Source organism: Coprococcus sp. AM11-30B (genome assembly GCF_027674365.1).
Taxonomy (GTDB): Bacteria; Bacillota; Clostridia; order Lachnospirales; family Lachnospiraceae; genus Allocoprococcus; species Allocoprococcus comes.
The window spans coordinates 22,619-36,777 of sequence record NZ_JAQDVB010000032.1; the positions used below are offsets into that span (position 1 = coordinate 22,619).

Genomic DNA, 14,159 nt, shown 5'->3' on the forward strand with positions numbered 1-14,159 from the left:
TTTATGCATTATTATTTTGTCATAACGACAGCACCATCATCTGTGATGCGGACCATGTATTCTACCTGAGCAGAAAGCCCGTCATCTTCAGTATAAACAGTCCAGTCGTTATCCTCATCAACGAAGAATTCCGGACTACCTTCATTGATCATTGGTTCGATGGTAAAGATCATACCCGGAACCAGAAGCATTTCGCTTCCCTTTGGTGTAACATAGCTTACCCAAGGTTCTTCGTGGAATTCAAGACCAACACCATGTCCGCCGATTTCCTCTACAACAGAATAGCCATTTGCTTTTGCATGTGAATTGATCGCATCTGCAATGTCTCCGAGATGGTTCCATGGTTTTGCCTGCGCAAGTCCAAGTTCGACACATTCCTGTGTGACACGAACCAGTTTTTCGGCACGTTCGCTGACCTTGCCGATCATAAACATACGGGATGCATCTGAGAAATATCCGTCCAGAATGGTAGATACATCCACATTGATGATATCGCCTTCTTCCAGAATAATATTTTCATCCGGAATACCATGGCAGATCTCGTTGTTAATAGAAGTACACACACTCTTTGGGAATCCCTGATAATTAAGCGGTGCCGGGATTCCACCGTGTTCGGTTGTATAGTCATAAACTAATTTATCAATTTCGGCTGTACTCATGCCTGCGTGGATATGGGCTGCTACATGATCAAGTACGGCAGTATTGAGATCTGCACTTTTCTGGATTCCTTCAATCTGAGGAATGGTCTTGAGCATATCTCTTGTCGGAACGATTTCTCCTTTATCTGCATGATATGCGATCTTTTCTTCGATCATAAGATGGCATTTTTTGTATTTTTTTCCGCTGCCACACCAGCACAATTCATTTCTTTCCATGAGAATACCTGACTTTCTTTTATAAATTTTTACGTGCAGAGTCTGATGTGATCACAAAAAATCAGATGTATGCCTGCACTAACTGTTTCACTTCTATAATATATCCATTCCGGAACAAAAAGTCAATCTGTGCTGTGCATTTCGCCAGATGTGATTCAAAATGACAGACCAGGATGCGGTATGTATCAGTTTTGCAACAGAACTATTGCTTGTATAGGACTCAGGAATCGGTTATAATACAAAGGGATTATAACTGAAAATAACAGACTGATCTGGAAAAGATGAACAGGGAAAGGATGGGCAATTATGTTTAGAATTGGAATGCTTACCAGTGGTGGGGATTGTCAGGCACTGAACGCAGCCATGCGAGGTGTTGTAAAAGGACTTTGTTCAAAACGAAACGATGTGGAAATTTATGGATTTCAGGATGGATATAAAGGACTTATTTATTCGAACTTTGAGATGCTGACAGCAAAAGATTTTTCGGGAATACTGACGATGGGTGGAACAATCCTCGGAACATCCAGACAGCCGTTTAAACTGATGCGCGTACCTGGACCGGATGGAATCGATAAGGTCGAAGCGATGAAGCATACTTATCACAAGTTGAACCTGAACTGCCTGGTAGTACTGGGAGGAAATGGAACCCATAAGACTGCGAATCTGTTAAGAGAAGAAGGACTGAATGTGATTACACTTCCGAAGACGATCGACAACGATCTGTGGGGAACAGATATGACATTTGGCTTTCAGAGTGCGGTAGATATCGCAACGGAAGCAATTGACAGAATCCATACAACTGCAACTTCACACAGCCGTGTATTTATTGTAGAGGTTATGGGGCATAAAGTAGGATGGGTAACACTTCATGCCGGAATCGCAGGCGGAGCAGATATTATTCTTCTCCCGGAGATCCCATATGATGTGGATAACGTAGTGCGTGCGATCAAGAGCCGTACAGAGGCAGGAAAGCATTTTACGATCATCGCGGTTGCAGAAGGCGCGATCACAAAAGAAGATGCAGCCCTTCCGAAGAAAAAATTAAAAGAAAAACAGGAAAAGAAGGGCTATCCGTCTGTGGCATATGAGCTTGCAGAGAAGATCCAGAACCGTATGGATCAGGAGGTTCGTATCACGGTTCCGGGACATACGCAGAGAGGTGGAAGCCCGTGTCCGTATGACCGTGTGCTTGCAACCAGACTTGGAGCAGCAGCAGCAGACCTGATCTTAAAAGAGGACTACGGATATATGGTAGGAATCAAGAACGGCAACATCCGCAAGGTTCCGCTTGGAGAGGTTGCCGGAAAGCTGAAGATGGTAGATCCGAAAGCGGATATCATCAAAGAAGCCAAGATTGTCGGAATCAGTTTTGGTGATGAGTAAAGGAGTAATTTAACATGTCATATACTGCCCTGTATCGTAAATTCCGTCCTGCGGAATTTGAAGACGTAAAAGGACAAGATCATATTATCACAACGCTGAAGAATCAGATAAAAGCGGACAGGATCGGACATGCATATCTGTTCTGTGGCACAAGAGGAACCGGAAAGACAACAGTAGCGAAGATTTTTGCAAAGGCAGTCAATTGCGAGCATCCGGTAGACGGAAGTCCCTGCGGGGAATGTACCATGTGCAAAAATATTGCAGCCGGTACTTCCATGAACGTCATTGAGATCGATGCGGCTTCCAACAACGGTGTGGACAATATCCGTGAGATCAGGGAAGAGGTATCCTACCGTCCGACGGAGGGAAGATATAAGGTGTATATCATCGATGAGGTGCATATGCTTTCCATAGGTGCATTTAATGCTCTGTTAAAGACTTTGGAGGAACCTCCGGAATATGTAATCTTTATTCTTGCAACGACAGAGGCACATAAGATTCCGATCACGATTTTATCCAGATGCCAGCGCTACGATTTCAAGCGTATTACGATCGATACGATCGCAGCGCGGTTGGATGAACTGATGAAAAAAGAACAAGTTGAGGTAGAAGAAAAAGCAATCCGCTATATTGCGAAAGCGGCGGACGGATCCATGCGAGATGCACTAAGTCTTCTGGATCAGTGCATTGCGTTTTACCTCGGACAGAAGCTGACCTACGATCATGTTCTTGAGGTTCTTGGCGCGGTGGATACGGATGTGTTCAGCCGGCTTCTCAGACAGATCATCAGCCAGGATGTGGGAAAGGTACTTGCTACCGTAGAAGAGCTTGTGATGCAGGGAAGAGAACTGACGCAACTTGCGGCAGATTTTACCTGGTATCTGCGCAACCTTCTTCTGGTGAAGACTTCGGATAATATGGAAGATGTGCTGGATGTATCGACGGAGAATCTGGCGCAGCTGAAAGAGGAAGCACAGATGATCGAATCCGGGGTGCTGCTCCGGTATATCCGTATTTTTTCCGAGCTGACAAATCAGCTCAAATACGCAACACAGAAAAGAGTGCTTCTGGAAGTAACACTGATCAAGCTTTGCAAACCGCAGATGGAGAGTACGAAGGACAGTCTTCTGGACCGGATCCGTGCACTGGAAAAACAGGTAGAAGAAGGAAGTTTTGCAGTTGCGCAGCCGCAGGAGAGGGTTGTTTATGTAAATGGTGAAGCACCGAAGCCACAGCCAAAACCGCAGCTTCCGAAAGCACTGAAGGAAGATGTAAAGCAGGTGACATCCAATTTCCGGAAGATTGCAAACGAAGCATCAGGAATGCTTAGAGGCTATCTGAAGCAGGCAAGACTCAGCGTGGACAATCAGGACAGACTTCTGATCGTTCTGCCGGATGAGATCAGCGCCAGCGTGGTAGGAAGTGAAGAACATAAGCAGGAATTAAAAGATCTGATTGAGAAAAAAATCGGCAAGACTGTGGAGATTGATGTGCGTCAGGTGGAGAACGGACGCCATTTTGAAGACAGTTTTGTGGATATAGAAAAAGTGATCAATATGGAGATCACGATTGAAGATGAATAATAATTAGGAGGATTTATAGTTATGGCAAAAAGAGGAGGATTTCCAGGAGGCGGAATGCCGGGAAATATGGCAAATTTAATGAAGCAGGCTCAGAAGATGCAGAAGCAGATGGAAGAGCAGGCAAAAGAGATGGAAGAGAAAAGTTTTACAGCAACTGCAGGTGGCGGAGCTGTAGAAGTGACCGTAAGCGGTAAAAAAGAAGTCCAGAAAGTAAAACTTCAGGAAGAAGTTGTGGATCCGGATGATGTAGAGATGCTGGAAGACCTGATTATGGCAGCAGTCAATGAAGCACTTCGTCAGGTCGATGAGGCAAATACTTCCGCTATGAGCAAGCTGACTGGCGGACTTGGCGGAATGCCGGGAATGTTCTAGAACGGGAGTGTAAAAGATGGATTATTACAGCAGTCAGATCAGTAAACTGATCGAAGAATTATCAAGACTGCCTGGTATCGGAGCAAAGTCAGCCGGAAGGCTGGCTTTTCATATCATTAATATGCCGAAGGAACAGGTAGAACAGCTTGCAGCGACACTGGTAGATGCAAGAAATAATGTAAGATACTGCAAGCAATGCTGCACGCTTACTGACAAAGAATTATGCCCGATCTGTGCCAGCGAGGAGCGGGATCATAAGACGATCATGGTTGTGGAAAATTCCCGAGATCTTGCAGCTTATGAAAAGACTGGAAAATATAATGGTGTGTACCATGTACTTCATGGCGCAATTTCCCCGATGCTTGGGATCGGACCTGGAGATATCCGGCTAAAAGAGCTGATGGAGCGTCTTCAGGGGGATGTGGATGAAGTGATCATCGCAACCAATTCCAGCCTGGAAGGGGAGACTACTGCGATGTATATCAGCAAACTGATCAAGCCGACAGGAATCAAGGTCAGCCGGATCGCAAGCGGCGTGCCGGTCGGCGGCGATCTGGAATATATTGATGAAGTGACGCTTCTGCGTGCACTGGAAGGACGTACAGCACTTTAGGTGACTTAACGTGACTTAAGGACTGCGAGGAGTGCCGGAAACGTATGCATTTGAAAGAAGTAAAGATATGAGAAAGAAGAAAGTAACCTCTTCGGATATCGCACATGCGGCAGGTGTGTCGCAGGCAACGGTATCCATGATCCTGAATAAAAAATATAATGTATCATTTTCAAAAGAAACGATCCGTAAAGTGGAACAGATCGCAGAAGAGATGGGATACGAAGTACCGAAAAGAAAGACACGCAGAGAAAGCAGGAAAGAAAAACTGATCGTCGTATTTTGTTCCAACCTCACGAACCCTTATTATGTTATGTTGCTTCAAGGGATTGAATCCCGTGCAAAGGAGCAGGGATATGGACTGTTTGTGTGCAATACCCAGAGGGATCTGAAGATGGAGGAGCGGTATCTCAGGATGATGCATGAGCTGAAACCGCTTGGCATTATCTATACCTGCAATCCAAGTCATTGCTTTATGGATACGATAGAAGAGTTGGCAGAAAAAATTCCGATCGTAATTATCAATAACCAGAATGAGCATCTGAATGTAGATGCAGTGGAACTGGATAATTCCAAACTCGGAAGGATGATGGCAAAGCATCTTCTGGATCTGGGGCATCGGAAAGTAGCGTATATTGCACCACCTCTTACAACCAGACAGAAGCAGCGCTCCAAAAGGGTGGAAGGATTTCTGAAAGAATTTGATGCTGTTGGATTAAAAGACAATGTGATCATCAAGGCAGCAAATGAGTCGATCGATATGAGCATCCCGAATATCGATTCGGAGTATAAGATCGGATATGATCTGACGAAAGAGCTTTTGAGAGAGCATAATGATATTACTGCGATCGTCGGATTAAATGATATGATCGCATTTGGAATCTTGGATGCACTTCACGAAGAAAAATATAAAGTTCCGGCAGATATTTCCGTAATGGGATGTGATAATACACTGTTTGCGAAGATGCATAAGGTGTCGCTGACAACGATCGAGCATTTTGTCGTTTTCAAAGGGCGGGATGCCTGTGATATCATTATGAAAAAGATTCTTTCTCAGAACAGCCAGTATTCAGAGATCCAGCCGATCAGCACCTACCATGTAGAATATGAACCTCGTCTGATCGTGCGTGGAACGACGTCTTATGCGAAAACAAAAAAAGGGAAAAATTAGTTTAAATTCAAAAAATATTAGTAATATTTCATAGTTTATGTCTCTGAAAACGCTATAAAATAAAGGATTATCCAAAAACGGTATCAAAAAATTACTAATAAAATAGTTAATATTAACGTGAAAAATTACTAATAAAAACATATGGCTATTGACCTGTCAGAGTAAATTGCGATATAATTTAACCAAGTCAGGCAATCAGATAAAAAGAGAGATTCCTGATAACGGGAAATACGAATTTTCATGTTCATAAGGAGGAAAACGAAATGAGATTTTTCATCGACACAGCAAATGTGGAAGACATTAAAAAAGCTAACGATATGGGAGTTATCTGCGGAGTTACAACAAATCCGTCACTGATCGCAAAAGAGGGACGTGATTTTAAAGAAGTTATCGCAGAGATCGCATCTATCGTAGACGGACCGATCAGTGGAGAAGTAAAAGCAACAACTACTGATGCAGAAGGTATGATTGCAGAAGGTAGAGAAATCGCTAAGATCCATCCGAACATGGTAGTTAAAATTCCGATGACTGTAGAAGGACTGAAAGCTTGTAAAGCTCTTACAGCTGAAGGAATCAAGACAAATGTAACACTGGTATTTACAGCAAACCAGGCACTTCTTGCAGCAAGAGCAGGGGCTACATATGTATCGCCGTTCCTTGGACGTCTGGATGATATTTCTGTACGTGGAACAGAACTGATCGAAGAAATCGCTGAGATGTTTGCAGCGGCCGGAGATATTGATACACAGATCATCTGCGCGAGCGTCCGTAACCCAATGCACGTTACAGAATGTGCACTTGCAGGTGCTGATATTGCAACTGTTCCTTACAAAGTAATTGAACAGATGACACATCATCCGCTTACAGATGCTGGTATCGCAAAATTCCAGGCTGATTACAAAGCAGTATTCGGAGAATAAAATTTACAATCGGAATAATTTACTGTCGGAAGAGCACCAATCTGCGCTTCCGACAAAGTGACTAAAAATAAACTATTTCAGGAGGCATATTTTCATGAACAAGTCAGAACTTATGAAAACTGCAAATGAAATCCGTAAGAGCATCGTGACAGCAGTACACGCTGCCAAATCCGGACATCCGGGCGGATCTCTGTCAGCAGCAGACATCTACACATATTTATATTTTGAAGAGTTAAATATCGATCCTAAGGATCCTAAGAAAGCAGACCGCGACCGTTTCGTTCTTTCCAAAGGACATACAGCTCCGGGATACTATTCTGCACTGGCACACAGAGGATTCTTCCCGGTAGAAGACCTCAAGACACTTCGTCATACAGGATCTTACCTTCAGGGACATCCGGATATGAAGCACATCCCGGGTGTTGATATGTCAAGTGGATCTCTGGGACAGGGAATCTCAGCAGCAGTAGGTATGGCTATTTCTGCAAAACTGAGTAATGATGACTATCGTGTATACACACTTCTCGGAGATGGAGAAATTCAGGAAGGACAGGTTTGGGAAGCTTCTATGTTAGCAGGCTTCAGAAAACTGGACAATCTGGTAGTAATTGTAGATAATAACAACCTTCAGATTGACGGACGTATTGATGAAGTTAACTCACCATACCCGATCGACAAGAAATTTGAAGCATTCAACTTCCACGTAATCAATATCGATGGACATGATTTTGATCAGATTGCAGCTGCTTTCAAAGAAGCAAAAGAAACAAAAGGAATGCCGACAGCTATTATTGCCAAGACCATAAAAGGTAAAGGTGTTTCTTTCATGGAAGACCAGGCTGGATGGCATGGAAAAGCTCCGAATGATGAAGAATATAAGATCGCTATGGAAGATTTAGAGAAAGCAGGTGAAGCATTATGTCAGAAGTAAAGAAAATCGCAACAAGAGAAAGCTATGGTAATGCTTTAGTTGAACTTGGAAAACTGCATGATGATGTAGTAGTACTTGATGCTGACCTTGCCGGAGCTACAAAGACAGGAATGTTTAAGAAAGCATTCCCGGAAAGATTTATCGACTGTGGTATCGCAGAAGGCAACATGATCGGAGTTGCAGCTGGTATCGCTACAACAGGCAAAGTTCCGTTTGCAAGTACATTTGCAATGTTTGCAGCAGGACGTGCATTCGAACAGGTTCGTAACTCTGTCGGATATCCGAAGAACAATGTTAAGATCGGTGCTACACATGCAGGTATTTCCGTTGGTGAAGATGGTGCTACCCATCAGTGCAACGAAGATATCGCTCTTATGAGAACAATCCCGGGTATGGTAGTGATCAGCCCGGCAGATGATGTAGAAGCAAGAGCAGCTGTATTTGCAGCATATGAACATCAGGGACCGGTATATATGCGTTTCGGAAGACTTGCAGTACCGGTAATCAATGATAATCCGGATTATAAGTTCGAGATCGGAAAAGGAATCGTACTTCGCGAAGGTAAAGATGTAACAATCGTTGCAACAGGACTTGAAGTGAGCGAATCTCTTGCAGCAGCTGAAAAGCTTGCAGCAGACGGAATCGATGCGAAAGTAATCAATATCCATACGATCAAACCTATTGATGAAGAACTTATTGTTGCAGCAGCAAAAGAGACAGGAAAAGTTGTTACCGTAGAAGAACATTCTGTTATCGGTGGACTTGGAAGTGCTGTATGTGATGTGCTTTCTGAAAAACTTCCTACACCTGTTCTGAAGATTGGTGTTATGGATACGTTCGGGGAATCTGGTCCGGCAGTTGAACTGATCAAGAAATACGGACTTGATGCAGACAGCATCTGCGAAAAAGTAAAAGCATTTGTAAAATAATAAAAAAGGATTCTGAGAATCTATAATAAAAATGCCAGAACCGGTGTAAATCGGGACTGGCATTTTTGTTATGGATGAAAGGAAAGTTCTTGATCCGCTGTGGGAGTGAGAAGGATACAGCACCAGACCAGTGGCACTATAACCAGTTATATTTTGAGAGTGGCATATTTCCCGTTCTAGGAAAATATTTTCCGTATAATACAGCTTACAAGTCCAATTCCGCATAATGGAAGAAGGATTCCTTTCAGACTTCCATACAGCTGCAGACCGCCGGCAAGACCGGTCAGTGGTGATGGAGAAGAAGGAATCAGATTCCAGAATATTCCGGCAGCAATTACAGTTATACCGATGAACAGGAAAGAGAAAAGCCCCCGTCCGGTATCGACACGCTTTGTACCCCTGTCTCCATAAGCACATGGTCCGGTCAGCGCCCACAGGAAGAAAATAATCTCCATAATCAGCAGAAATGCTGCGACGCCAAGGAAGGCACCGAGCGTATAATTCTTGGCATTTACCGCTGTGGCAAGTGAACCATATACTGGATAACAGCTCCAGAAATTCTTGAAAATATTAAATGCAATTACGGCGATCATCAGAAGCGTTACGCCACGGGCTCCGGTCTGCAGGAGTTTGCCGGTTATTTTTGCGCCTGTCTGCACGGTCTTTTTCACCGGAGTGGTGATGATCGAAGCGGATGGAGTGGAACGCTTTTTCCCGGAAGCTTTTGAACTGCCGTTTCCAGAGTTTCCGGAAGTACGTTTCCGGGCTTTTTTAGACCGCTCCTTTCGTGAATCCTCTGAAGGATCTTCGGAGGAAGAGTGTTCCTTCTTTTTTACTTCCTCGCTTTTGTTGGTTTTATTTACATCTCTTTGAGATTTCTTTTTACGCCTTTTTACGGTATCCCGATCCGGTACGTCATCCAGATCAATGATATCAAAGTCAGTATCGTCTGACAGGTCTTCATAAATCTGTTTCATGTTACAATCAGCCTCCTCATTTTTGTTTCGCCCTATTTTATACCAGGAATTTGAAAGAAACAATATGAATCACAGAAACATCACAAAATCATAAGGAATTCTTTAGAAAAGAATGAGGTGGAACAAAAGAAATTTTGGTATACTTAAAGTACGCCGGGAAAAGGAACACGGCAGAAAAAAGAGGATACCCAAAATGGAAAAATTACAGGAAACGATAACTGAATTAAATGATAAATTAAAAAAGGAAAATAAAACACCGGAGGAGCAGGATGAAGAATTTGAGCAGTTTTATGAATGCATCAAAGATATCGCAACCCATCCGGTAGTGCTGAGAATGAAGCTTTATCCGCATCATGGAGTGACAAACTGTTATCAGCACTGTCTTCATGTTTCTTACTATAATTATATCTGGTGTAAGGCACTTGGACTGGATGCAAGGTCAGCAGCGCGTGCGGGAATGCTGCATGATTTGTTTTTGTACGACTGGCATACCCATGCAAAGCGGACAGGGGATCATTTTCATGGGATGACGCATCCGAAAAGAGCGCTCATGAACGCAGAGAAATTTTTTGATCTGAATAGCATCGAACGGGATATTATCATCAACCATATGTGGCCGGTCACACTTTTTTCTGTGCCGCGGACAAAAGAAGGATGGATTACGACACTTGCTGACAAGTATTGCGGCAGTTTTGAGACTGCACAGCGGAAGGAGAGCGATCCGATAAAGAAAAAACGGGGAATGGACAGGATTGTCGAACGATTTTCCTATTTAGTAGACACAAAGCGATAAAAAGTGTGCTTTCCATATGATACGATAGCCTAAACTACAAAATATGCAGAATGAGGTGAGAGTATTATGGAAAACAAATTTCCAAAAAATGTACGTCAGATAGGAAATGTGAGTGATACTCCGAAGATTTACGTGGAAGATTATGTAGATACATTTCTGAATCAGATTTGTGATAAAGCAGATAAGGAACAGGCAGGTGCATTTCTGGTCGGTAAAAAAGAAGTAACAGAAGGACAGGAGTGTCTCTATATTTTTGGCGCGATCTGCATGGAATTTTCCGGTGATGAAAATGAAATCATTTCACAGGAGAATTTTGAAAAAGCAGAGCAGGAGAAAAAGGAATATTTTGAAGATGGTACGATGATTGGCTGGATGCTCTGCAGACCGGGCGCGCGAATGGTGATAGATACGAAGATATTCAATACCCATGAAAAATATTTTTCCGAAAGAAATACTATTTTCATATTAAAAGATAATGCAGAGGTGGAAGAACAGTATTATTGTTACAAATATAAAGAGCTGATGCAGATTGGCGGGCATTATGTTTATTATGAAAAAAATGCTGCAATGCAGAGTTATATGATTACGGCACGGAAAAAGATTGGCGTGACACCCAGCGAAGTTGTGGAAGATAAGGCTGCAAAAGACTTTCGCAACCTTGTAAAAGAAAGATTTGAGGCGCAGGAGCAGAAGAAAACTTCCAGGCTGACATACGTGGCGAGCGTGTTTCTGGTAATTGTGGTTTTGATCATGGGCGTGACAACCCTGAACAATTATGGGAAAATGAAAAGTGTCCAGTCATCCCTGGAATTTATACGTAATTCGATCATGAAGCAGGGCGAGGAAAAAACGCAGAAAACCAGTGGCACAGTAAAAGAAGCAAATGAGCAACAAAATGAGAATACCGTTCAGTCAGAGCAGACGAATGATCCGCAGACAGAGGAACAGCAGGATCCGATGCCACAGCAGGGAGAGGGCTCTGATTCTGCTTCGACAGAGGAAGAAAAGGTCGATGATTCTTCGATGAGCACAATGCAGGAAATGAGTGAAGATATTTATATTGTAGAAAAAGGCGATACGCTAGCCAAAATCAGCAAGAAAGTATACGGGGACAGTGGACATGTAGATGCGATCTGCAGAATGAACGGGTTGTCGGACGGAAACCTGATTTTTATCGGACAGAAATTGATTCTGCCGTAGTTTTCTGTACATATGAATAAAAACTGTGGTATACTAACAACAAACTAACGACAGGAAAAGGACAGGTTATGGATGTGATAGTAAAGGTACGTGATCCGGAAGAAAACCTGGAAGAGAAGATAAAGACGTACAAAGTAAAAAAGAGAATAAAGACGGCGGTAACGATTTTGGCGTTTGTGTTTGCGCTGATCAGCAGCTATCTGCTTGTGAAATTGCAGACATATACAAGCTTACGGACTCTGCAAAGCTATAAAAATAAAGAGACAGAATCAAGTGATCTGAAATATTTGCAATATGCAGACGGAATGCTCAAATACGGACGGGATGGAATTGCGTATATCAATAAAAAAGGTGTAGAGCAGTGGAACCAGTCTTATCAGATTAAGGATCCGGTTATCAATGTGTCGGGAAAAGCGATGGCGGTCGCAGAGCGCGGTGGAAATGATATTTATGTTATGGATGAAAAAGGCGCGAAGGGAGAAATCCATACGAATTATCCGATCGAGAAGATAGCTGTTGCGGAAAATGGAATTGTCAGTACGATTTTAAATAACGAAAATTCACCAATGGTTGTGTGCTATGATGCGACAGGAAATGTACTGGTAGAGCACAGAGCTTCGCTTATCGGAACCGGATACCCGATTGGAATCGCACTTTCGCCGAACGGAACGAGACTTCAGATTTCGTATTTGTGTGTAGTGGATGGTGTGGAAGCAACAAGAGTCGGATACCTGGATTTTGATAATACAGAAGAAGCAAACAAAGAATATCAGGTTGCTGATGATGTTTACAAAAACACAATTGTTCCGACTTCGTTTTTTATAGATGAGAAGAAGTCTGTTCTGGTCGGAGATCAGTCGTTTATGATCTATAAGGAAACGGACAAGCCGAAGCTTTCTAAAACAGTAAAGCTGGATAAGCAGATTAAAAGCTTTTTCCATGACGATAAATATCTTGGGTTCATACTGAAAGAAGAAAGCGGAGAATATGAGCTTCGCCTGTATGATATGGAAGGAAATCAGAAATTATCTAAAACATTTACCGGGGAATATGGAAATGTAAAGATTGCAGATGGAAATGTTATCATGTATGATGGGACTTCCTGCCTGATTTATTCCAAGCTTGGTGTGAAGCAATTTGAAGGAACGACAGAATATGAGATAAAAGAAGTAATTCCGGTTTTCGGAATCAATAAGTACCTGGTGATGAATGCAGACGGACTTGCAGAGGTACGGCTTGTAAAATAGGAGTAGAGTATGGAAGTAAATATTTTATTGGTAATTGTCGGGGGCATTATAGCAATAGGAGCCATTGTAGGATTTGCTAAAGGTGCTGTCAGGATTGCTGTATCGCTTGGGGCGACGATCCTTACACTGGCGGTTGTGTATTTTGCAACGCCGTATGTCAGCAAAGCAATTTATTCGCTTACACCGATTGATGAGATGGTAGAACAGCAGTGTATAAAAACGATGACAAAAGCCTTCACGGGAGAAGCGGATACAGATTCGGGATTTACGGAAGAGCAGGTGCGGGGAATCCTCTCAGCGGCAGGTGTATCTGAGCAGACATTGGAAGCAGCAGGAATTACCGTGGAAGATATTGTAAATGGTAATGTGTCAGATGAGATGCTGCAGCAGTATGGAATTTCACCAGATATCTTCGATGGACATGTGTCAACGGAAGAGGCAGAGCAGTCGATCATGGAGGCTGAGGTTCCAAAACAAATGCAGATAGTGGCAATCGAGGGGGCAGATCTTCCGGATGTATTTAAGAATCTTCTTCTGGAAAATAATAACAGTGAAGTTTATCAGAAGCTTGGGGTAACGACATTTGCGGAATATGTAAGCAAATATTTTGCAAAGCTGGTTATCGAGATTGTCGCGTTTCTGGTAACATTCCTGTTTGCAACCATTGTGATAAGAGCGGTTGTGTTTGCGCTTGATTTTGTGACAGCACTTCCGGTTCTGGGAATTCTGAACAGGCTGGCAGGAGTTCTGGTAGGGTCGATGATTTCATTTATTATAGTAGGGATCCTGTTTATCGTAATTACGCTTCTGTATACAACAACGATAGGAAAGCAGGCAATGGGAATGATCAGAGAAGATCAGATCCTTAGTTTTTTATATGATAATAATATAATTATGAAAATTGCAACAATGTTGAGATAAAAGGCTTGACAATAGAAACTGATAATGGTATTATAAAAATCTGTCACGGAAAAGTGATGGATTTTTATTTATAATAAGGGATGTAAGGTAGCCTTTGAAAATAAAAATAAAAACCTCAAAAAATGTGTTGACAAAACAAAATACACATGATATGATATAGAGGTTGTCGCTGATAAAAATAAAAAGCGACAAAAAATAATTTAAAAAAGTTGTTGACAAACATGAAACACTTTGATATAATATAAAA

Annotated in this window: 14 protein-coding genes; 12 read left to right on the forward strand and 2 right to left on the reverse strand. The window is 42.5% G+C overall.

Features of this window, described 5'->3' with window-relative positions:
* Positions 1-11: 11 nt before the first annotated feature.
* Positions 12-875 (reverse strand): methionyl aminopeptidase, encoded by an 864-nt coding sequence (locus PGU50_RS16535; RefSeq protein ID WP_055249318.1) that lies wholly within the window; start codon positions 873-875, stop codon positions 12-14.
* A gap of 306 nt (positions 876-1,181) precedes the next feature.
* Here PGU50_RS16535 and PGU50_RS16540 point away from each other — a divergent pair, with 306 nt between their 5' ends.
* The 8 genes from PGU50_RS16540 (at position 1,182) to PGU50_RS16575 (ending at position 8,774) form a co-directional block, all read left to right on the forward strand.
* Positions 1,182-2,258 carry a 6-phosphofructokinase gene (locus PGU50_RS16540; protein ID WP_008370976.1) on the forward strand — a complete coding sequence of 359 codons (1,077 nt, stop codon included), beginning with the start codon at positions 1,182-1,184 and terminating at the stop codon, positions 2,256-2,258.
* Positions 2,259-2,272: 14 nt separating this feature from the next.
* Positions 2,273-3,841 carry a DNA polymerase III subunit gamma/tau gene (gene dnaX / locus PGU50_RS16545; RefSeq protein ID WP_008370974.1) on the forward strand — a complete coding sequence of 523 codons (1,569 nt, stop codon included), beginning with the start codon at positions 2,273-2,275 and terminating at the stop codon, positions 3,839-3,841.
* 21 nt (positions 3,842-3,862) lie between these two features.
* Positions 3,863-4,213: a YbaB/EbfC family nucleoid-associated protein gene (locus PGU50_RS16550; protein ID WP_022220696.1), complete on the forward strand. Its 351-nt coding sequence runs from the start codon at positions 3,863-3,865 to the stop codon at positions 4,211-4,213.
* A 16-nt stretch (positions 4,214-4,229) separates the two neighbouring features.
* Positions 4,230-4,826: a recombination mediator RecR gene (gene recR / locus PGU50_RS16555; RefSeq protein WP_008370967.1), complete on the forward strand. Its 597-nt coding sequence runs from the start codon at positions 4,230-4,232 to the stop codon at positions 4,824-4,826.
* A gap of 67 nt (positions 4,827-4,893) precedes the next feature.
* Positions 4,894-5,994: a LacI family DNA-binding transcriptional regulator gene (locus PGU50_RS16560; RefSeq protein ID WP_044998858.1), complete on the forward strand. Its 1,101-nt coding sequence runs from the start codon at positions 4,894-4,896 to the stop codon at positions 5,992-5,994.
* Between the two features lie 263 nt (positions 5,995-6,257).
* A complete protein-coding gene (gene fsa, locus PGU50_RS16565; protein ID WP_008370963.1) occupies positions 6,258-6,914 on the forward strand; it encodes a fructose-6-phosphate aldolase in 657 nt (218 codons plus the stop codon).
* Positions 6,915-7,008: 94 nt separating this feature from the next.
* Complete coding sequence (locus tag PGU50_RS16570) at positions 7,009-7,845, forward strand: transketolase (protein ID WP_055158468.1); 837 nt, start codon at positions 7,009-7,011, stop codon at positions 7,843-7,845.
* Positions 7,833-8,774, forward strand: a complete 942-nt coding sequence (locus PGU50_RS16575) for a transketolase family protein (protein WP_022220697.1) — start codon at positions 7,833-7,835, stop codon at positions 8,772-8,774. Before PGU50_RS16570 ends, PGU50_RS16575 begins: the two co-directional genes overlap by 13 nt.
* A gap of 176 nt (positions 8,775-8,950) precedes the next feature.
* Here the strand turns inward: PGU50_RS16575 and PGU50_RS16580 are convergent, their stop codons facing one another.
* Positions 8,951-9,751, reverse strand: coding sequence for a hypothetical protein (locus PGU50_RS16580; protein ID WP_118199585.1), 801 nt, complete (start codon positions 9,749-9,751; stop codon positions 8,951-8,953).
* Between the two features lie 193 nt (positions 9,752-9,944).
* Between PGU50_RS16580 and PGU50_RS16585 the strand changes: the two genes are divergently transcribed.
* The 4 genes from PGU50_RS16585 to PGU50_RS16600 all read left to right on the forward strand — a co-directional run bounded on the left by PGU50_RS16585 (position 9,945) and on the right by PGU50_RS16600 (position 13,912).
* Positions 9,945-10,544, forward strand: a complete 600-nt coding sequence (locus tag PGU50_RS16585; RefSeq protein ID WP_270247498.1) for an HD domain-containing protein — start codon at positions 9,945-9,947, stop codon at positions 10,542-10,544.
* Positions 10,545-10,610: 66 nt separating this feature from the next.
* Positions 10,611-11,744: a LysM peptidoglycan-binding domain-containing protein gene (locus PGU50_RS16590; RefSeq protein WP_270247499.1), complete on the forward strand. Its 1,134-nt coding sequence runs from the start codon at positions 10,611-10,613 to the stop codon at positions 11,742-11,744.
* A 68-nt stretch (positions 11,745-11,812) separates the two neighbouring features.
* On the forward strand, positions 11,813-12,991 hold the full coding sequence (locus PGU50_RS16595) for a DUF5711 family protein (protein WP_270247500.1): 1,179 nt from the start codon (positions 11,813-11,815) through the stop codon (positions 12,989-12,991).
* Positions 12,992-13,000: 9 nt separating this feature from the next.
* Positions 13,001-13,912, forward strand: a complete 912-nt coding sequence (locus tag PGU50_RS16600) for a CvpA family protein (RefSeq protein ID WP_270247501.1) — start codon at positions 13,001-13,003, stop codon at positions 13,910-13,912.
* Positions 13,913-14,159 lie beyond the last annotated feature (247 nt).